Genomic DNA, 20,438 nt, shown 5'->3' on the forward strand with positions numbered 1-20,438 from the left:
AACAAACCGTTATGCAGAATGAATTGATTGTTGTCAGCGATTATTGCGACAAATGTCATATAGAGCCGTCGTTCATCGACCTCCTGCAGGAAAATGGACTGGTCGACATCTTGTTCGATGAAGGCCGTCCCTGCCTCACTTTCTCCCAGTTGCCCGACGTGGAGCGTTACAGCCGTATGTACTACGACCTCTCTATCAATATGGAGGGTATTGATGCCATCCATCACCTGCTGGAGCGTATGGACGAGATGCAACGCGAGATACGCGACCTGCGTACCCGTTTGCGGATGTATGGAGATGTGTTTTGAGGTTTCCCGCAATGGCCTGAACGAAGCGGAAAAGATTGTTTGGCTTATCGATAAATTTGACTATCTTTGTAGCCAATAATGAAAACTTCTAAATAATGTAATCATGATGAAAAAAACAATCCTCGTTGCCGCATTGGCATTGCTGGCCTTCGACATGTCGGCCAAGAAGAAGACTGAGCCCAAAGAAGAAGGCTTCGTTTTCACTACCGTAAAGGAAAACCCCATCACCAGCATCAAGAACCAAAATCGTTCGAGCACGTGCTGGAGCTTCTCCAGCCTCGGCTTCTTGGAGAGTGAATTGCTGCGCTTGGGTAAAGGTACTTACGACCTGTCCGAAATGTTCGTTGTACATCACACCATGGTAGACCGTGCCGTTAACTACGTGCGCTATCACGGTGATGCTCCCTTCTCGCCGGGCGGAAGCTTCTATGACATCATGTATTGTATGAAGAATTATGGCCTTGTGCCGCAGGAAGCCATGCCGGGTATCATGTACGGCGATTCACTGCCTGTACACAACGAACTGGATGCCGTTGCCGGCGCCTATGTAAAAGCCATCGGCAAGGGCAACTTCAGCAAGCTGACCCCCGTATGGAAGAACGGTATCAGTGCTATCTACGACACTTATCTGGGCAAATGTCCCGAGAAGTTCACTTATATGGGTACGGAGTACACACCGAAGAGCTTTGCCGCCAGTCTGGGCATCAATCCTGATGACTACGTGTCACTGACTTCGTACACACATCACCCGTTCTACACCCAGTTTGCCATCGAGATTCAGGACAACTGGCGCAACGGCTTGTCCTACAACCTGCCTATCGACGAACTGATGGCCGTTATGGACAATGCCATTCGCACAGGTTATACTTTTGCATGGGGTAGCGATGTGAGCGAACAGGGATTTACCCGTGATGGTATCGCTGTTATGCCCGATGCAGCTCGTGGTGCCGAACTGACTGGCTCTGACATGGCTCGCTGGACAGGTATGACTGCTACGGACAAGCGTAAGGAATTGACTTCTCGTCCTTTGCCTGAAGTAGAAGTAACGCAGGAAATGCGTCAAGTTGCTTTCGATAACTGGGAAACGACTGATGATCATGGTATGGTTATCTATGGTATTGCCAAAGATCAGACCGGTAAAGAATATTTCATGGTTAAGAACTCTTGGGGATTGAGCGGCAAATACAAAGGTATTTGGTATGCTTCCAAAGCTTTCGTTGCTTATAAGACGATGAACATCCTGGTACATAAAGATGCCGTACCTGCTGAGATCAAGGCCAAGCTGGGTATTAAATAAGAGAATAGAAACAAATCCTAATGTGAAGGGTATCCAATGTTTTTTGGATGCCCTTTATTTTTTTCGATGTTTTTCACTACATTTGTCTGTTACAAAATGTATTTATGGAAGAAGCACTCATTAAAAAGCATCTGAAACAAGGGGACGAAAGGGCATTCAAATACCTTTACGAGCAACATTATGCACTTCTTTGCCGTTTTGCTGCTCAGCTGACCAATGATATTTCCCTTGCCGAAGAGATGGTAGACGATGTGATCTTCTATTTGTGGGAACACCATACAGAGATTGAAATTTCAGGCCCACTACGCAATTATCTGCTTCGTGCCGTTCGCAACCGTTGCTTGAACGAATTGAATTCACAGACCTATCGGATGGAGCAAAACTGTTCTTCCTATCTGCTTCTTGAGAATGTTCAACTGATAGAAAACTTGTTTCCTTCCGAAGATCATCCGTTGGAAAATATGCTCACTCAGGAATTGGAGGACTTGTTGCGTCAGAGCATAGAGGAACTGCCGGATGCTTGCCGGACAGTTTTCAAAAAAAGTCGGTTCGAAGAGAAAAAATATGAAGAAATTGCTTCCGAACTTAATATCTCGATAAATACAGTCAAGTATCACATAAAGAATGCTTTAGATATCCTTCAGAAAAAGATGGCTCCCTATTTGGAAGTGCTTTTCCTCTATTTTTTCATCAAAATCTGAAAAAAAACAGCATTTTACACTACCCTTGATGCCTTGAATTTTGTCTTTACTATATAACCGTCGAAAAAGATGCCAAACAAAGAGTCATATATCGAAATGGATCGCCTGATAGATCAGTACATATCAGGACATGCTGACAGAGATTGCATTGAACAACTGAAACAATGGAGTCTCGAATCGGATGCACACCGTATTTATATACGTGACCGGATCGAATTATGGTATACTACATCCACTTTGTATGGGCAAAACCAACCCGATGCAGAACTGGCTTTTTTAAGATTCAAGAATCGAATCAAAAAACAGACTGCAGAGATTCATCCTCACAAACAACAATCGTTTGCTCGATATTTTTGGCGTATTGCTGCTGCTGTATTGGTGTTGGTGTTGCCTTTGGCCGGTTATTGGGGAGGGAAGCAAAACATGGAGAATGCCTTTGCCGATATCGTGATCGAAGCTCCTGTCGGAGCCCGTACCTGTATGTACTTGCCCGATGGTACCCAAGTATGGTTGAACGCTTGTTCACGTTTGACCTATTCCCAGGGATTCGGAATCAACGATCGTAATTTGAAACTGGAGGGTGAAGGCTATTTTGAGGTATCGCACAACGAACAGCTTCCTTTCATTATTCATACGCAGGAAGTTGATGTGACCGTGTTGGGAACTCAATTCAACTTCAAGAACTATGCAGACGATTCGGAAGCCAGTGTTTCGCTTTTGTCGGGTAAAGTGAAGTTGAGTAATCATCTCAGACAAGAGGAGACGTTATATCTGCAACCCAATGAAAAGATGACGTTGAACAAATTGACTGGAGAAATGAAGACTACTCGTACTCAGGTGCAGAATTCCAAGATATGGACCCATGATGAGCTGTTTTTCGATGAAGAGTTGTTGGAGGACATCGCTAAAAAGCTGATGCGCAATTACGATGTAAAGATAGAGGTGGCCGATTCACTCAAAAATACTCGTTTTTATGGTAGTTTCAAGATGTCGGGAAGCACCATTGAACAGGTATTGGAGACCATTTCTTCGACCAACCGTATGAAATATAAGCAAGAAAAAGGAATATATATTCTATACTAACTTAATGTAGAACCTTAAAAGAGAACAAAACCATGAAACATTCCCTTTCCGGATAAATCCGAGCGACAGAAAGGCTTGCATAAAAAAGGAGGATGCGGTCACATCCCCCCTTGAATACTCTGCCAAGCCACAGCAATGCCTCATTCGCGTTTGGAGAGCATGCAAAAATACACAAAACTCTTCAAATCTAGCGACCTGAATCTAGTAATAATCATTAAATCAAAGAGAAATTATGAATTATATCCAAAAGGCTATTTTAATAGCCGGAGCAGCCTTTTGCTTTAATCTGACGATGTCTGCTCAAGATATTACATTGAAAAACAAGAATATAACCGTCAAAGAGGCGATGGAAGAATTGAAAAAGACGTCTGGATATTCGTTTGTCTTTTCGTCAAAAGATGTGAACACGGGAAAGAGAATTTCCATATCCGCTAATAAAGCCTCTATCGAAGAAGTTGTCAATCAAATATTGAAGGGACAGACTGATTTGACGTATGAAATACGCGACAAAAAGATTATTGTGCGCAAAGCCGTATCCAATGCAGCTCCTGCTCAGGCTGGTAAAGTAAAAGGTACTATTACCGATGCGACAGGTATGCCGGTCATTGGCGCCGCTGTCAAGGAAAAAGGTACCAGCAACGGAGTTGTGTCAGATATCGATGGCAACTTTGCTCTGGAAGTAGGTGCCAATGCAACTCTTGAAATCTCCTATATAGGTTATAAGACTCTTGAAGTAAAAGCCTCTCAGCAACCGATGAACATTACGATGGTAGAAGACGCTGAGATGCTGGACGAGGTGGTAGTCGTAGGTTATGGTTCCCAGCGTAAGTCCGACTTGACGGGTGGTATTGCTTCTGTTAATGCCGAACAGTTGGAGATGGTAACCAGCAACAACCTGTTGGACAAACTGGCGGGACAAGTACCGGGTTTAAGTATTACCACAACTAATGCTCGTCCGGGAGAAGAACAATCATTGCGTATACGTGGTATTAACTCCTTGACAGCCAGCAATACTCCGTTGATTGTGTTGGATGGTATTCCTTATAATGGTTCGTTGGGCGATATCGACCCCGAAATCATTGAAAGTCTTTCAGTTCTGAAGGATGCTTCTTCAGCTGCTATTTATGGTTCGCGTGGTTCGAATGGCGTTATCCTGATTCAGACAAAGAAAGGTAAACAAGGTAAGCCGCAAGTGACGTATAAAGGACAGATAGGTCTGGAGCAGACTCAAAGTCGGTTGAACTTGATGGACGGACCCGAATATCTGCAAATGCGACAGGAATACAATCGCGAGAAATTGGGGTGGGAAGGTGACCAACTGGCTCCTGAGAACATTTTGCACCCTATAGAACTCGAAGCTTACAATGCAGGTATTAGTACGGACTGGCAGGACTTAGTGTTCCGCAATGCTTTGACCAATCGCCACACAGTGAGTGTAACCGGTGGAACAGAGGCTACCCAATATTCAGCCACCATTTCCAATCTGAAGCAAGAGGGCGTAATGAAGAATACAGGTATTCGTCGTACCAATCTGTCGTTGAATGTGGTGCAGAATTTCAATGCTTGGTTAAAAATAGGTATCGGTACGCAGTTTGTCGGCAAAGACGTGGACAAGAACCAACCCAATCTGGAAGCTGCTCTGAAAATGAGCCCCTATGGAAAATTCTTGGACGAGTCCGGCAACTATGTCGATTATCCGATGCAGGAAACGCTGTTCTCCAATCCGCTGGCCAACATCAATGCTACGACCGATAATAACTACCGCAACCTGTTTCTGTCGGCATTTGCGGAAATCAAGTTGCCGGTCAAGGGATTAAGTTATCGTACGAATTTCGGTTATAACTATCGTAATTCTTTCGAAGGATCTTACTACGGCCGTAACACGCTGAGCGGAAAGAATTCGGAAGGTAGCGCTTCTATCTACAACAGGCAATACGTCGATTATACTTGGGAAAACCTGGTGAATTACAGCAACCAGTTCGGTAAGCATAAACTGGATTTGACGGGACTGTTCAGTATGCAACAAACTTCAGATCAGAATGCTAATCAGAGTGCCGACTGTTTCGTGAACGATGATTCTGAATATCACAACATGAACGCCGGTGAGAAAAATATCAAAATAACTTCAGGCCTGACGGAAACCGCCACCTTGTCTTACATGCTTCGTGCCAACTACAACTTCGACAACCGCTACATGTTGACCTTGACAGGACGTGCAGACGGCTACTCGGCTTTCGGTGCTAACAACAAGTACGCCTTCTTCCCCTCGGCTGCTGTAGCCTGGAACATCAGTTCGGAAGATTTTATGGAAAAGGCACGCGACAAGGGAGTAGATATGTTGAAGCTACGTTTATCATACGGTAGTAATGGTAACCAAGCCATCAGCGCTTACCAAACGTTGGACCGCTTGAGTACTTCCAAATATATTTGGGGTGACGGAACTACCGGTGTAAATGGTAGTTATATGGGATTTGGCAGCGTAGGTAACCCCAATTTGAAATGGGAGACTACCCATAGCTTCAATCTCGGTATCGACTTCAGTTTCTTTGGTGAACGCCTGAGTGGTAGCATCGAAACCTACGTAGCCAATACCAAAGACCTATTGATGAGCCGTAAGGTGCCGGTGATGAATGGTTTCAGCAGCATCATGGACAACATCGGCCAAACACGTAACAAGGGTGTGGAAATCAACTTGAACTCCGTAAACATCCAGACTCCGGATTTCACTTGGAATACTAACTTGAACTTCTTCTTGAATCGAGATAAAATTGTTGATTTACGTGGAGACGGCAAGGATGACATCGATAACAAATGGTTCATCGGTGAGCCGCTAAGAGTTTTCTATGACTATAATGTAGTGGGAGTTTGGCAATATGACGATCCCGGATATAAAGCGGAGAAAATTGTAGGAAGTGATGGTAAGGTGACCATTAAAGAAGGTTTCTACAATGAGGAAGGTAAAGAAATACAAGCCGGTGCGAAGCCTGGTTCGGCCAAGCTGGAAGATGTGAATGGAGACGGCCGTATTACTGCTGCTGACAAGAAGATCATCGGTTCCAAGACTCCAAGCTTCCTGATGTCCATGGGCAACCAGTTCCATTACAAGAACTTCTCCCTGTCGTTCTTGCTGAACGGTGTATTCGGTCAATGGAAAGAACGTCATGACCTGAATCTGGAACGTTGGGATATGCGTTTCAATTATATCAGCGGTATGGAATACTGGACACCGGAAAACCACAGCAACAAGGTGACTTCGCTGATTTATACGCCTTATGATAAACACTCGTTCTACTCCAAAGTGAGCTATGTGACGGTGAAGAACATCACCTTTGGTTATGACCTGGAGAAGAAATGGGTGAAAGCCATGGGTGTCCAAGGAGTGAACATCAACGTGAGTGTCAACAACCTTTGTTCGTTCAGCAACATGGACAATACGACCAACCTTGATGCCGACAACATGTACTACGGCTACCCTACTAACCGCTCTTACATGTTCGGACTTAACGTAACATTCTAAACAAAACTTAACAAGATATGAAAATGAAAAAGATAGGATATATAGCCATTGCTTCCCTGCTCGCATTGAGCAGTTGTTCAGATTTTCTGGACGAAAACCTGAAGGGTTCGCTCGCTCCAAGCAACACGTATACCAGTACCCATGGTTTTGAAGTGGGTGTCACCGGCCTGTATGAATATTGCCGTTCGGAATGGAACTGCTGGGGCGGTGAAGGTAATTCTTACAGCCACGGAGGTGCCACGCCTTACGAAGTACTCCAGATAGGTACCGACCTGGCCAACACCGGGCACAATGACGGTACGTTGCAAGTGTTCGATAATCTGTCGTACACACCACAGACTTCTTTTATCAAGTCATGGTGGGAGTTTGGCTACGGATTGGCCTCCAATGCCAACCTGATATTGGAATATTCAGAACATCCTGATGTGGCATGGGACAAACCAACAGACAAAATAGGTTTCCAGGCCGAAGCCCGTTTCTTCCGTGCATATGCCTACCGTTATTTGGTTTATCTGTATGGCGACGTGCCGTATGTGGACAAGGTGGAACGCGATTTCCGCATCGACTTCACCCGTACGCCAAAGGATGAGGTATTGGGTCACATGATTGATGACCTGAAATTTGCCGCAGAAAACCTTCCTAAAGATCCGGATGCCGTACTGCCGGGACGCCTGACCAAATGGGCAGCCCTGCATCTGTTGAGTGAAGTCTATCTGATGGCCGGCATGAATGCCGAAGCCGAAGATGCAGCCGAACAGGTCATCAATTCCGGCTACTTCCACCTGATGAAGGAGCGTTTCGGTACACAAACCAAAGAACCGGGCGATGTGTTCTCTGATCTTTTTAAGGAAAACAATCAGAATCGTACGTCGGACAACATGGAGTCCATCTGGGTGATGCAGCTCGAATACAATGTCATTGGCGGCGGTGATGAGAGTGAAGACTGGACCAAGCGTGCCTGGGTGCCCAAATACTGGGATATCGCCGGCTTCCAGATTGCCGATTCTTTAGGCGGACGCGGATTGGCCCAGCTCATGGGACTGCCCTGGTGGATTGGCAACGACAGCCATTTCTTTGAGGATACAGATATCCGTAACTCTGAATACAACATCAAGCGTCATTGGTATTACAATAACCCTGATGTAACGGATACTTACGGCAAGCCCTGTGAAATGACCGATGATCTTTGGCAGGCTGGCAAGCTTTGTCCGGCCATTACGAAGTTCTTCTATGGCGTCATCGGACGTGGTGGCGACGAAGGCTATGGTGGCAATACGAAAGACCGCATGAAGTTCCGTCTGGCCGAGACCTACCTGCTGCTGGCCGAAGCCCGAATGAACCAGGGTGATACGCAGGGGGCTGCCGACGCCATCAACGAAGTGCGCCGCCGTGCCGGAGCCAGCGAAATCACTGCAGCCGATGTGACAAAAGACTTCCTGGCAGACGAGCGTATCCGTGAGTTGGCCGGTGAGGAGCTGCGCCGCTTCACTCTCTCGCGTCTGGGTATTCTGAAGGAACGTTCCGTGAAGTACAATGACCGGGTTGCTCCCCGCTGGGACGACAAGTTCCTCTTGTGGCCCATTCCGCAGAGTGTTATCGACTCCAATACAGGAGCCGAATTCCCGCAGAATCCGGGCTGGGAACAATAAGTAAACGTATTTTCATTACTAAAAAGTTTTGTAACAATGAAAAAGATATTCAACTTTGTGCTGCTTTTTGTAGCCTGCCTGTTCGTAAATACAGCTTGTCAAGATGATGAAGAAAGATTATATACCGTTGATTATGAGCGAGGAGTATTTGATTTGAATTCTGTTAGTTCGCTGAAAATGATTGAATACAACAATGCGAACGATTCTATTACGGAGCATACACTTATGTTTCGCACAGGGAACGTCAAATCATTGGCACCTCGTCCTCAGTCCACGCAGTTGGAAATTATAATTGACGATACGTTGAGGGTGCAAGAAAAATTCTTCTTGAAAGAAGATGGACGTACACTAATTTTGATAAATAATCAAACCGCTGTTGAGGATATACATGCAAAGAATTGAATAGTTTTGAAAATTAAAAAACATTTATGAAGTAGTAAAATTAAAATATGATACCAGTCAGGGTATTAAATCTCCCTATCCTGACTGGTGTATATTCTTCATAAAATAACCGAATTTATCTATTAACCAAGAAAAACGAATCATACCATGGCAACAACCGACATCAAATATACCCTGAATGCACAACTGGCAGATAATACTTTGACCGTAGACGACAAAGACGACAAGATTCTGACCCTCGTCAGTGCCGGAACGGCAGACAAGCAACGCCTTATCAGCGAAATCATGGAAATCAATCCTGGATTGGAGCGTGAAACCGTCGAGGCCGTCATCAACCTGGAACAGCGCGTTCTGAAGAAATTGCTCCTGACGGGCTATCGCGTGAACACGGGCCTGTTCAGCGCCGTGGCACAGTTCACCGGAACGGTGGAAAACAACGTCTTCGACCCAGCCCGCAACAGTATCCGTATCGCTATGACGCAGGGCAAGGAGTTGCGTGAAGCCATCGAAGCCACTACGGTGAATATCGTGGGCGAAAAGGGAAGTGCCATGTATGTGGCAGGAGGTACCGATACGGCTACCAGTCTGTCAGGCTTCACCGCTACAGCCGGCCGTAACTTTACGCTGACGGGACAGCGCATCAAGCTGGCGGGCGACGATCCTTCGGTAGGCATTACCTTGACCGACGCCGAGGGCGAAGTGACCCGCATCACCGATGACATGATAGCCCTGAACCAGCCTTCGAAACTCATCTTCCTTATCCCTGCCGGACTGGCAGACGGCGAATATAAGCTGACCGTAACCACACAGTACAGCAGCGGACAGCTGCTGAAGACACCGCGGAGCGTCACCAAAACGCTCTACATCGGTCAGGCGCCAGCCAGAGGAGGAGAACCCGGCGGCGGAGATGAAGAAGAAGGTGGAAGCCCGCTGTAACTTTACCGAATGATAGGGACTTTATCTGCCGGTGGATAAGCCTCTAATCCGGGAGCAGATAAGCCCTTTATCTACCGGTGGATAAACTCTTTATCCGGGAGCAGATAAGCTCCTTATCTACCGGTGGATAAACTCTTTATTTGGAAGTAGATAAACTCTTCATAAAATAGACAAGATTAAGAAGCTTGTTTTCAATCGAGGTATTGCTTTGGGGTAAAGATTGATTCTCAGGATAACATTTTCCAGATAGACATTTCCAACATTTTAATCATGAATAGACTACTACTCTTTATATTCAGTCTCTGCATCGGTTTCGGCCTGTCGGAGGCTGCCATCCCTCAATTGTCTCCCCATCCCCAGAAAGTGAAGGAAAACGGAAAAGCCTTTCCCGTTTGAGCAAAACGACCGGTCTACAGCAGCTGGGGCGGCAAGCTTGGGAACGGCAGTCATACAACCCTTGATTAAGCACATTATGGAAACCAAATTTTAAACAACCAAACTTATGAAAAAAGGATTATTATACCCCTTATTGTCCGCGGCTTTATGGATGACGGCAAGTGGACTTAATGCCCAGACGCAGGAAGTGGATCTTTCCGGCACATGGGGCTTCCAGACCGATTTTATGGATTTCCGTCGCGGCTCGCTCGATGTACGCTACATGCATCGCCTGCAAGATACTATCGTCCTACCTGCCATTACGGATGATTACCAGATAGGATGGAAATCACCTTACTGTCACATTGACCGCTTAACGCGTAAGTATGAATACATGGGGCCCGCCTGGTACCAGCGTGAAATTGCTTTCCCAAAAGAATGGGCGGGCAAGCGTATTTTCATGTACTTCGAGCGTACTCACTGGCTTAGCTCTATCTTCGTGGATACGAAGGAGGTTAGCAAGTTGGATTACATAAGTGTCCCTCATTGCCATGAGTTGACAGACTTCGTGAAGCCCGGAAAAACGCATCTCATCACTTTGTGTATTGACAATCGGTATCAGTATGATACGCACAAGTGGAATCACGCACACACAGAGTTCACCCAAATCAACTGGAACGGTATCTTGGGTGAAATGAAGCTTATTGCCGTTGATCCCGTTTATGTCGATGATATGCAACTCTATCCTGATGTGACGGAAAAGACTGTCACTGCTCGCTTGCAAATACGCAACTACACCGGTAAGCCTTTTGAAGGCACCGCGCGTTTCCATATAACGGGTGATGACGGATACAATCTGACCCGCGAACTGCCCGTGAACGGCAAGGACAGTCTTGTCAGCTTTGAAGGTAAAATTGCCTTGGGTAAGGACATTCAGTTGTGGGACGAGTTTCATCCCAATCTATACCGTGTGGAGTGTAAACTCCTGACCAGTGTTGGAGAAACCAATTATGAGCATGAGAAGGAGGTTACCTTCGGTATGCGTGAAGTGGCACAGGGCAAGAACCATGTTCTTGTCAATGGCCATCCCATACACTTACGTGGTACGGTGGAGAATGCAGTCTTTCCTAAGACTGGCTATGCTCCGGTGGACGACGCGTCGTGGGAACGTATTTTCCGTATCCTCAAAGATTATGGTATGAATCACATGCGTTTCCACTCCTGGTGTCCTCCTGCGGCCGCCTTCCGCATGGCGGACAAGCTGGGTGTATACCTACAGGTGGAACTGCCCATGTGGGGGAAAGACGGAGAACCGGGCGAACCTGCCCGTTGGGACTTCTTCCGTCGTGAACAGAAGGCTATCCTGAAAGAATATGGCAATCATCCTTCTTTCATACTCTATTGTAATGGTAATGAGATAAGTGGTGATTTTGACTTTATCGAAGAGTTGACCCGCTACGGTCGGGAGCATGACAGTCGTCATCTCTTCAGCGGATCCACTGCTCGCAAGCGTGTGGCTTCCGACCAGTTCTATACCACTCATCAGACTACAAGTGGTGGCGCTACCGTCTATGAAGGCCGTCCCTATACCGACTGGGACATCTGCAAGGGAACAAACATTGACGTACCTGTCATTTCGCATGAAACCGGCCAGCGTTGTGTTTATCCGGACTACAGCATCATCGCTAAGTTTGATGGCCCCGTTGAAGCGCGCAACTTGGAAAAGTTCCGTAGTCAGTTGGAAGCTAATGGTATGGGTGATCAGGCTGATGATTTCTTTCGTGCTTCGGGTGCGCAGACTGTCTTCGAGTACAAGGATGTCATTGAAGCACAGCTTCGCACTTCTACTTCAGCCGGCTTTCAGTTGCTCTCTATCAACGACTTGCCTGAACAAGGTTATGCGCCGGTGGGCATTCTTGATCCCTTTTGGGATTCAAAAGGATTGATTACCCCTGAAGAGTTCCGCCACTTTTGTTCGCCCACCGTACCTCTACTTCGTTTTGAGAAACGTGTTTGGAATGGTGGAGAGACTTTTGAAGCCGTAGCAGAAGTCTATAACTTTAGCGATCGCTCTTTGAAGAACTCCAAAGTGTCTTGGCAACTGCTGGATGAACAGGGTAAGACACTGCGGCAAGGCAAGCTGAAGACGCAAACCTTTTTGTGTGATACTGTAATACGAGCAGGTTCGTTCAGCTGTATACTACCTGAAGGATCAGAACCGCAGAAGCTGACTGTACAATTGCTCGTAGGTAAGGATTATGTTAACAGTTGGGACATTTGGGTTTATCCCAAAACTGGGCAGCTGATGCAATCCACCGCTGATGTACTCTACACCACAACTTTCGATGCTGTGGCCAAGCAGCAGCTACAGGCTGGGAAGAAAGTTGTCTTATTGCCTAATCCGAAACAAGTGAAAGGGCGTCGTTCTTCGTTCCACAATCACTTCTGGAACCCTATTATGTTCAAGTGGGCACCCATGACGTTAGGGTGGCTTATCCATGATGACAGTCCCGTGTTCGACCATTTTGTCACCGAGAATCATCCCGATTGGCAGTGGTGGGACATACTGAACTATGCCAAGGTTATCGAACTGCAAGAGACTCCGCAAGCTTTGCGTCCTTTTATCCAAACTATCGACTCCTATGATAGCAACCGCAAATTGGGTATCGGTTTTGAGGCACGGGTAGGCGGAGGTAAGCTGTTAGTGCTGGCGCTGGACACGCAAAAAGACATGGACAAACGTCCTGCTACCTGTCAGTTGCTGGAAAGCATTGACCGCTATGTGAAAAGTGAGAAGTTCAATCCGCAGGTGGAATTGGACACCGCTTTCATCGATTCATTCCTTACCACTAAACAAACCTTCAAGAAATGATGAAGAAACAATTATTGACAGCCATTTTGATGCTTGCCGGGCTTGTTCCTGCAAGCAAGGTGACAGCACAGGAAATTCTTTTCAAAGAGGCTGCTTCGCTGGAACAAATGAGCGAGGAAAGCCAGGAATGGGAGGAACTGCCTTCTATGAACGACTTGGGCATGGATGCAGGTGGATATGCTCTCTATGAAACTCAAGTGACCGTCAGCGGAGGTAAGGCCACGCTGGAAATAGAAAATGTGCGCGACTATGCGGTAGTTTGCCTGGATGGGGAAACTGTGGGTGAATTGGATAATGATTCCCGTAGCCTGACATTCCAGGCAACAGACGGAACGCATACGATGCAACTCTATGCTGAAAACATCGGCCGTATCACTTACGGCCCCGAAATATTGGACAATTCGAAAGGCTTGTTCGGCACAGCCACGCTGGATGCTGAACCGTTGACAGGTTGGATAGTCACTCCGTTGGCTATTCATGCCTGTGACGGGGTGGACCAGCTGAACTTTGGACCGATGGAGGAACCTCATCGTCCTTGCTTCTACCGAGGAACATTCACTGCCCCGACTGGTGGAGAATGGCATTTGGACATCAGAGGGTGGGGCATGGGTGAAGTATGGCTCAATGGCGAATATTTGGGCACATACTGGGAACAGAATGCCCAACAGTCATTGCCCGTTCCCGCTTCGATGCTGAAAAATGGTGAAAATACGCTAATAGTATTTGATTTGAAGAATAACGGAAAGCGTACCATGAAGCTGACTGACAAACCTATATTCAACTAATCCGACAAATAAATTTCTATGAAAAAAAAATACCTGTTTATTTTACTTCTCGTCGCAGTGCTATTTTGTCCTGTAGCGCAGGCACGTAAAATTACCTGTTTCAACGAAGGATGGCAGTTTATTAAAGGCCCCTTTGCAAACAATATCGTGTCCGCCCAAAACCAATGGAAGCGGAAATGGAATCCTGTTACCCTGCCTCACACTTGGAATGCTCGTGACATGCAGGAAATCGAACGGAACTTCTACGAAGGCGAAGCCTACTATCGAAAAGAATACTTCTGTCCTGCCGAACTGAAAGGAAAACGTCTCTATTTGAAATTTGAAGGTGTAGGAAGTTGTGCTGAAGTTTACGTGAATGGTAAGTTGGTAGGTAGCCACAAAGGTGCTTATGGGGCTTTCGTTTGTGAAATGGGCAATGCCTTGAAATATGGTGAAAATAACCAGATTGTGGTCAAGGTGAGCAATGCATCCCGTCCGGATGTTATCCCCGTCAATCATAGCTTATTCGGTGTTTATGGAGGTATTTATCGTCCTGTTTGGTTGATTGTTACTGAACCTTGTAGTATTACTTTGTCTGACTATGCTTCGTCTGGCGTCTATATCACTCAAAATAATGTTTCTTCTAAAAGTGCAGATGTGAAGATAAAAGTGAAACTGGACAATGGTACTTGGCAACCCTCACAAGTGAAACTTGAGAACGCTATTTATACTCGGGAGGGGAAAAAAGTTTGTTCGGATGTACAGGACATTCGTCTTTCGCCTCAAGGTATCAAAGACTACGTGTCAGAGTTTACTGTGAAGAAACCTCATCTGTGGCAAGGACGTAAAGATCCCTATCTTTACAAGGTAGTGACTCGTTTGATACAGGATGACAGGGTCGTCGACGAAATGGTACAACCACTCGGTTTGCGGCACTATGAAATCGTGGCTGGAAAAGGCTTTTTCCTGAACGGTGAAAAATATCCCATGTATGGTGTGACTCGTCATCAAGATTGGTGGGGGTTGGGTAGTGCTCTCAGTAATAAGGAGCATGACACCGATCTTGCCATGATTATGGACATTGGTGCTACTACCGTGCGTTTTGCCCATTATCAGCAGTCGGATTATATCTACTCGAAATGTGACAGCTTAGGACTTATTATTTGGGCAGAAATTCCTTTTGTAAATCGTGTGACTGGGCAAGAAAGGGAAAATGCGCATTCTCAGTTGCGCGAACTGATTCGTCAGAGCTTCAATCATCCATCTATCTATGCATGGGGACTGCACAACGAAGTGTATGAACCGCATGAATATACGGCAATGTTGACGAGGGAACTGCACGAACTGGCCAAGACAGAAGATCCCGACCGTTATACTGCTGCTGTCAACGGTTATGGCCATGCGGAACATCCTGTGAACTTTAATTCCGATATTCAGGGGATGAATCGTTATTTCGGTTGGTATGAAAAGAAAATACAAGATATCAAACCTTGGGTGGAGGAACTGGAAAAGAAATATCCTGAGCAGATACTGATGCTGACTGAATATGGGGCTGGTGGGGTCGTGACACATCAAACCGAGCAATTGGCCGAGTCTGGAAATCCTTGGGGACAGTTTTATCCTGAAACTTTTGAAACAAAGCTACATGAATACCAGTGGAGTGTAATAGCTGAGCATCCCTACATCATCGCTTCCTATTTTTGGAATATGTTCGATTTTGCTGTTCCTACAAGAGTCGGTGGATGTATCCCTGCGCGTAATATGAAAGGTTTAGTGACTTTCGATCGAAAAATAAAGAAAGATGCTTATTATTTTTACAAAGCTAACTGGAGTCGAGATCCTGTGGTCTATCTGACTGAACGTCGTTATATAAACCGCGAACGAAAAAATACACATGTGACTGTATATTCCAACGTAGGAATTCCCAAAGTCTATTTGAATGGTAAGGAACTGACCACCATGCATCAGGGATACACTCAAATACATTACGTGTTTGATGCTACGTTGGACATGGGAAAGAATGTGGTGGAAGCCATAGTAACAGCTCCCGATGGGAAAGTGTACCGTGATCGTATAGAATGGAACTATGGCGGAGAAAGTGACCGAAAAATGAATGTATATGAAAACCCAAATGAACATTTTGGCCTTTAATAAGTGTGTAACTGAATTTTTAGTTATAGATAAAAAGAAAATAGAAACAGTAAATTATATGAGAAGAGTAATATATAATTATCTACTTTTAACTATTATTGCTTTTTTAGGTGGAGCATGTAATGAAGAAAAAGGAATTTTCCAAATTAGAGACCATGCTTTTTATCTGAACGGGAAATCTGTCCAACTCATTTGTGGCGAAATGCACTATCCGCGTATTCCGCAAGAATATTGGCGCGACCGCATTAGGCGTGCCAAAGCGATGGGTATAAATACAATTTCTACTTATGTGTTTTGGAATATACATGAACGTCAGCCTGGAGTATTCGATTTCGAGGGACAAGCTGATTTGGGTAAATTTGTAAAAATTGCCCAAGAAGAAGGTCTGTATGTTATATTACGTCCGGGACCCTATGTTTGTGCTGAATGGGACTTTGGCGGTTATCCGGCATGGCTTCAACAGAATGAAGACATGGTATATAGAAGCCGGGATCCAAAGTTTCTGAATGCTTGCGAACGGTATATTAACAGATTGGGAAAAGAAGTAGGTGATCTTACTATTTCTAATGGAGGCCCTATATTGATGGTGCAGGTGGAAAATGAATATGGATCTTATGGTAATGATAAGGAGTATTTAAGTAAATTGCGGGATATGTTGCGGAATGCTGGATTTAATGTCCCGCTCATAACTTGTGATGGTGGTGGACAGATAGCCGCCGGTTCTATAGAAGGCGTTTGGCCTACAATCAATGGTTCTACAGGCGAGGATATTATACAGACTTTGGATAATTATGTTCCCGGTGGTCCTTATTTCGTGGCAGAATTTTATCCAGCTTGGTTTGATGTTTGGGGACAACCTCATTCTGTTCGTAATTATGAAAAACCGGCCAAGCAGCTGGATTGGATGTTGCAACATGGTATATCGGTCAGTATGTATATGTTCCATGGAGGTACCAATTTTGATTATACTAATGGAGCCAATACAGCTTATGGGTATGCTCCTCAACCTACCAGTTATGATTATGATGCGCCTTTAGGAGAGTATGGAAATGCTACTCCGAAGTATTATGCTTTTCGTGAAGTTATTCAGAAATATCTACCTGAAGGAGAAAAGCTTCCTGACGTACCAGAAGAAAATCCAATCATATCCTTTCCGACTGTGAAATTGGCACAGTCCGCTCCATTGTCTGCCGCATTTACGAAACGAATCAAAACTCGTGTTCCTTTAACAATGGAAGCTGTCCATCAGGATTTTGGATACATCCATTATGAAACAGAGTTGACCGAACAGATTAAAGACGGTATTCTGGTACTAAAAGATTTGCGCGACTATGCTGTTGTTTTGTTGAACGGCAAATATGTAGGAAGTTTGGATAGAAGACATCGGCAGAATAAATTGCGGATTTCTGTTGATGAAATTCCGGCACGGCTTGAAATTCTTGTAGAGAATGTTGGACGTGTGAATTATGGGGAAGATATTCAGAATAACTTAAAAGGTATTACGGATAAAGTATTGTTGAATGGTAAAGAAGTAGAAGGGTGGATAGTCAGTCCCCTTCCGCTTTATCAGGCTGATGTGAGAAAATTCAACTGGAATGACGCTTCGGTCAAAGGATCTCCAGCCTTCTTTAAAGGTACGTTCCATTTGGATAAGATTGGCGATACCTTCCTGGACGTACGTGGATGGGGAAAAGGAGCGGCATGGATTAATGGGCATTCTTTGGGTAAATTTTGGTATATAGGACCTCAACAGACCTTATATGTGCCGGGACCTTGGCTTAAAGAAGGTGAAAATGAAATCGTAATATTCGAAATGGAAGATCAAGGATGTCGTACTGTATGCGGATTGGACAAGCCAATATTAAACGATGTTAGAAAAGATAAAAATGCACCAGAGCGCGAAACAAAATATGATGAGCAAGAACCCATATTGGACAGAGGAGACCAAATTTATGAAGGACAGATGGAGAAAAATGCAGACTGGCAGACATTTATGTTTAATGGAAAAAAAACGTTGCGGCATTTATGTTTAGAAGTCTTGTCGTCTTATGATGGAAAACATTCTTGTATTAGCGAAATAGAATTGCTGGACGGAGAAGGAAAGAGCCTTTCGAAAGATTATTGGAAAATATTATATGCCAGCACGGAACAGAAGGGCGAAGGGTATGCTGACCAGTTGATAGATGGTGATGTACATTCTTATTGGCATTCTCAATGGCAAAGCACTGCTTCTCATTTTCCTCATCAGTTGATTATAGATTTAGGAGAAATACAAGTGATCGGAGGAATACGTATAAAGTTACGTAATTCACAGGCTGCCGGTTGTATTAAAGACTTTCGGTTATATGGACGTCCTCAATTCTTTTTGTTTCGTAACCGCAAATAAATCATACTCAATTTAGTACTTAATTTTAAGTTGTAGAGAATTATGTTTAAAATATTCGTTACTCTTTTGTTTTTGTGTGTCCATATCCTAGTTGACGCACAAGAAAACAAGCCTTTCGTCATCCCCGAACTGAAAGAATGGAAAAGTGCTGAAGGTACATTCACGCCCACCGATGGAGGACGTGTTGTTTATAGCGCCCGTCAGCCGGAACTGAAAGCTACTGCAATCACCTTTGCCGAAGATCTTCATCTTATGTTCGGCAGCATATGGACTGTCAGCACCGACAAAGCTCGTCCGGGAGACATCGAACTGACACTCCACACTAAACGTCCTAAACATTCACCGGAAGAATACGAAATCAACATCGGTAAAAAAGTCCGCATAACCGCTCCGCAAGCTGTCGGTATCTATTGGGGAACACGTTCACTGCTACAAATCATGGAACAGAATGATACACACGCACTGCCCTGTGGTACCATTACCGACTGGCCCGACTATGCTGTGCGCGGCTTCATGCTGGACTGCGGTCGAAAGTTCATCCCCCTAGAATTTCTTCAGGATTACGTCCGGATCATGTCCTACTACAAGATGAACACTTTCCAGATACACCTGAATGACAATGCCTTTCCGCGGTTTTATCACTGGGATCTGATGAAGACTTACTCTGCCTTCCGACTGGAGTGTGACACCTATCCGGGACTGACGGCACAAGACGGCTCCTATACGAAACAAGAGTTCATCGACCTGCAGATATTGGCCGAAAGCAAGTTCGTCAACATCATCCCCGAAATCGATGTCCCTGCCCATTCACTGGCCTTTACCCAATACAAACCCGAAATAGGGAGTCAGAAATACGGAATGGACCATCTGGACCTGTTCAATCCGGAGACCTATAAGTTTGTAGACAATCTCTTCAAGGAATATCTGGAAGGGGAGAATCCGGTTTTCAGAGGGAAACAGGTACACATCGGTACGGACGAATACTCCAACAAGGACACGGCTGTAGTCGAAAAGTTCAGGTACTTCACCGACCACTACATCAAATATGTTGAGAAGTTCGGCAAGCAGGCATGTATTTGGGGCGCACTGACGCATGCCGCCGGAAAAACACCGGTCAAGTCGGAAAATGTCATTATGAACGCCTGGTACAACGGATATGCCGACCCGGCAGAAATGATCAGACAAGGCTACAAGCTGATAAGTATCCCCGACGGATGGTTATACATCGTACCCGCAGCCGGATATTATTATGACTATCTGAACACCGAACGGCTTTACAAGGAATGGACGCCTGCCCGTATCGGGAAGGCTGTTTTCGAAGAAAAACATCCCTCCATTCTGGGAGGCATGTTTGCCGTCTGGAACGATCATGCTGGCAATGGCATTTCAACTAAAGACATTCACGACCGTGTATTCCCTGCCGTACAGACATTGGCTGTAAAGATGTGGACTGGAGCACACCCGGTATTACCCTTTGAAGCTTTCGATCAAGAACGCAAGCAACTAAGTGAAGCACCAGGAGTTAATCAAAGGGGAAAGATAGGAAAAGGACAAGGACTGGTTTATGAACAATCCCAAATACACCCCAATTCGACTCTGCCTTATCGGGAAGCCGGATACGGCTATCGAATCGAATTCGACCTGCAAGGACAACCTGAAGCCTACGGTACAGAACTGTTCCGCTCGCCTACAGCCGTATTCTATCTGTCCGACCCCATCAAAGGCATGATGGGATTTGCTCGCGACGGTTATCTGAACACCTTCCCCTATCGGGTAAAAGACGAACAGGTAAAAGTCTGCGTGGAAGGTGACAACCGTTCAACACGTCTTTATATCAACAACAAACTGATAGAAGACATGCAAATAGGTCGCCAATATTTCAACGGGGGGAAAGACTCCATGAAATATGTACGCACACTGGTGTTTCCATTGGAAAAATCGGGAAACTTTAAAAGTCGGGTAACCAATTTGAAAGTATTTCAACAACAATAGTAAAT

14 protein-coding genes are annotated in these 20,438 nt (G+C 45.3%); all 14 read left to right on the plus strand.

Annotated elements, in window-relative coordinates:
* Window positions 1–11: 11 nt before the first annotated feature.
* The 14 genes from HF894_RS00350 (at window position 12) to HF894_RS00410 (ending at window position 20,433) form a co-directional block, all read left to right on the plus strand.
* Window positions 12–308, plus strand: coding sequence for a chaperone modulator CbpM (locus tag HF894_RS00350; RefSeq protein ID WP_021847046.1), 297 nt, complete (start codon window positions 12–14; stop codon window positions 306–308).
* A gap of 106 nt (window positions 309–414) precedes the next feature.
* On the plus strand, window positions 415–1,605 hold the full coding sequence (locus HF894_RS00355) for a C1 family peptidase (RefSeq protein ID WP_075319037.1): 1,191 nt from the start codon (window positions 415–417) through the stop codon (window positions 1,603–1,605).
* Between the two features lie 104 nt (window positions 1,606–1,709).
* Window positions 1,710–2,306, plus strand: coding sequence for an RNA polymerase sigma-70 factor (locus HF894_RS00360; protein WP_204970704.1), 597 nt, complete (start codon window positions 1,710–1,712; stop codon window positions 2,304–2,306).
* Window positions 2,307–2,375: 69 nt separating this feature from the next.
* Window positions 2,376–3,389, plus strand: a complete 1,014-nt coding sequence (locus tag HF894_RS00365; RefSeq protein WP_204970705.1) for a FecR family protein — start codon at window positions 2,376–2,378, stop codon at window positions 3,387–3,389.
* A 232-nt stretch (window positions 3,390–3,621) separates the two neighbouring features.
* Window positions 3,622–6,906 carry a TonB-dependent receptor gene (locus tag HF894_RS00370; RefSeq protein WP_204970706.1) on the plus strand — a complete coding sequence of 1,095 codons (3,285 nt, stop codon included), beginning with the start codon at window positions 3,622–3,624 and terminating at the stop codon, window positions 6,904–6,906.
* Between the two features lie 23 nt (window positions 6,907–6,929).
* Window positions 6,930–8,555 (plus strand): RagB/SusD family nutrient uptake outer membrane protein, encoded by a 1,626-nt coding sequence (locus tag HF894_RS00375; protein ID WP_204968622.1) that lies wholly within the window; start codon window positions 6,930–6,932, stop codon window positions 8,553–8,555.
* A gap of 36 nt (window positions 8,556–8,591) precedes the next feature.
* A complete protein-coding gene (locus HF894_RS00380; protein ID WP_204968623.1) occupies window positions 8,592–8,957 on the plus strand; it encodes a hypothetical protein in 366 nt (121 codons plus the stop codon).
* Window positions 8,958–9,104: 147 nt separating this feature from the next.
* The gene (locus tag HF894_RS00385) at window positions 9,105–9,893 is read left to right on the plus strand and encodes a DUF4469 domain-containing protein (RefSeq protein WP_204970707.1); all 789 of its coding nucleotides are present in this window, start codon (window positions 9,105–9,107) and stop codon (window positions 9,891–9,893) included.
* A gap of 270 nt (window positions 9,894–10,163) precedes the next feature.
* Window positions 10,164–10,289 carry a hypothetical protein gene (locus HF894_RS15250; protein ID WP_262899881.1) on the plus strand — a complete coding sequence of 42 codons (126 nt, stop codon included), beginning with the start codon at window positions 10,164–10,166 and terminating at the stop codon, window positions 10,287–10,289.
* A gap of 106 nt (window positions 10,290–10,395) precedes the next feature.
* A complete protein-coding gene (locus HF894_RS00390; RefSeq protein WP_204970708.1) occupies window positions 10,396–13,140 on the plus strand; it encodes a sugar-binding domain-containing protein in 2,745 nt (914 codons plus the stop codon).
* Window positions 13,137–13,925, plus strand: coding sequence for a beta galactosidase jelly roll domain-containing protein (locus HF894_RS00395; protein WP_204970709.1), 789 nt, complete (start codon window positions 13,137–13,139; stop codon window positions 13,923–13,925). The genes HF894_RS00390 and HF894_RS00395 overlap by 4 nt, the downstream gene beginning before the upstream one ends.
* Before the next feature lie 18 nt (window positions 13,926–13,943).
* A complete protein-coding gene (locus HF894_RS00400) occupies window positions 13,944–16,055 on the plus strand; it encodes a glycoside hydrolase family 2 protein (protein WP_204970710.1) in 2,112 nt (703 codons plus the stop codon).
* Window positions 16,024–18,441, plus strand: coding sequence for a beta-galactosidase (locus HF894_RS00405; protein WP_246593085.1), 2,418 nt, complete (start codon window positions 16,024–16,026; stop codon window positions 18,439–18,441). The genes HF894_RS00400 and HF894_RS00405 overlap by 32 nt, the downstream gene beginning before the upstream one ends.
* A gap of 42 nt (window positions 18,442–18,483) precedes the next feature.
* Window positions 18,484–20,433 (plus strand): family 20 glycosylhydrolase, encoded by a 1,950-nt coding sequence (locus HF894_RS00410; protein ID WP_204970711.1) that lies wholly within the window; start codon window positions 18,484–18,486, stop codon window positions 20,431–20,433.
* Window positions 20,434–20,438 lie beyond the last annotated feature (5 nt).

The organism is Caecibacteroides pullorum (genome assembly GCF_019239235.1).
GTDB classification, from domain to species: domain Bacteria; phylum Bacteroidota; class Bacteroidia; order Bacteroidales; family Bacteroidaceae; genus Bacteroides; species Bacteroides pullorum.

Excerpts from the sequence above, each read along its gene's own strand:
- HF894_RS00350 (WP_021847046.1), top strand. The coding sequence starts at position 12 with ATGCAGAATGAATTGATTGTTGTCAGCGATTATTGCGACAAATGTCAT.
- HF894_RS00355 (WP_075319037.1), top strand. The coding sequence starts at position 415 with ATGAAAAAAACAATCCTCGTTGCCGCATTGGCATTGCTGGCCTTCGAC.
- HF894_RS00360 (WP_204970704.1), top strand. The coding sequence starts at position 1,710 with ATGGAAGAAGCACTCATTAAAAAGCATCTGAAACAAGGGGACGAAAGG.
- HF894_RS00365 (WP_204970705.1), top strand. The coding sequence starts at position 2,376 with ATGCCAAACAAAGAGTCATATATCGAAATGGATCGCCTGATAGATCAG.
- HF894_RS00370 (WP_204970706.1), top strand. The coding sequence starts at position 3,622 with ATGAATTATATCCAAAAGGCTATTTTAATAGCCGGAGCAGCCTTTTGC.
- HF894_RS00375 (WP_204968622.1), top strand. The coding sequence starts at position 6,930 with ATGAAAAAGATAGGATATATAGCCATTGCTTCCCTGCTCGCATTGAGC.
- HF894_RS00380 (WP_204968623.1), top strand. The coding sequence starts at position 8,592 with ATGAAAAAGATATTCAACTTTGTGCTGCTTTTTGTAGCCTGCCTGTTC.
- HF894_RS00385 (WP_204970707.1), top strand. The coding sequence starts at position 9,105 with ATGGCAACAACCGACATCAAATATACCCTGAATGCACAACTGGCAGAT.
- HF894_RS15250 (WP_262899881.1), top strand. The coding sequence starts at position 10,164 with ATGAATAGACTACTACTCTTTATATTCAGTCTCTGCATCGGTTTCGGC.
- HF894_RS00390 (WP_204970708.1), top strand. The coding sequence starts at position 10,396 with ATGAAAAAAGGATTATTATACCCCTTATTGTCCGCGGCTTTATGGATG.
- HF894_RS00395 (WP_204970709.1), top strand. The coding sequence starts at position 13,137 with ATGATGAAGAAACAATTATTGACAGCCATTTTGATGCTTGCCGGGCTT.
- HF894_RS00400 (WP_204970710.1), top strand. The coding sequence starts at position 13,944 with ATGAAAAAAAAATACCTGTTTATTTTACTTCTCGTCGCAGTGCTATTT.
- HF894_RS00405 (WP_246593085.1), top strand. The coding sequence starts at position 16,024 with ATGAAAACCCAAATGAACATTTTGGCCTTTAATAAGTGTGTAACTGAA.
- HF894_RS00410 (WP_204970711.1), top strand. The coding sequence starts at position 18,484 with ATGTTTAAAATATTCGTTACTCTTTTGTTTTTGTGTGTCCATATCCTA.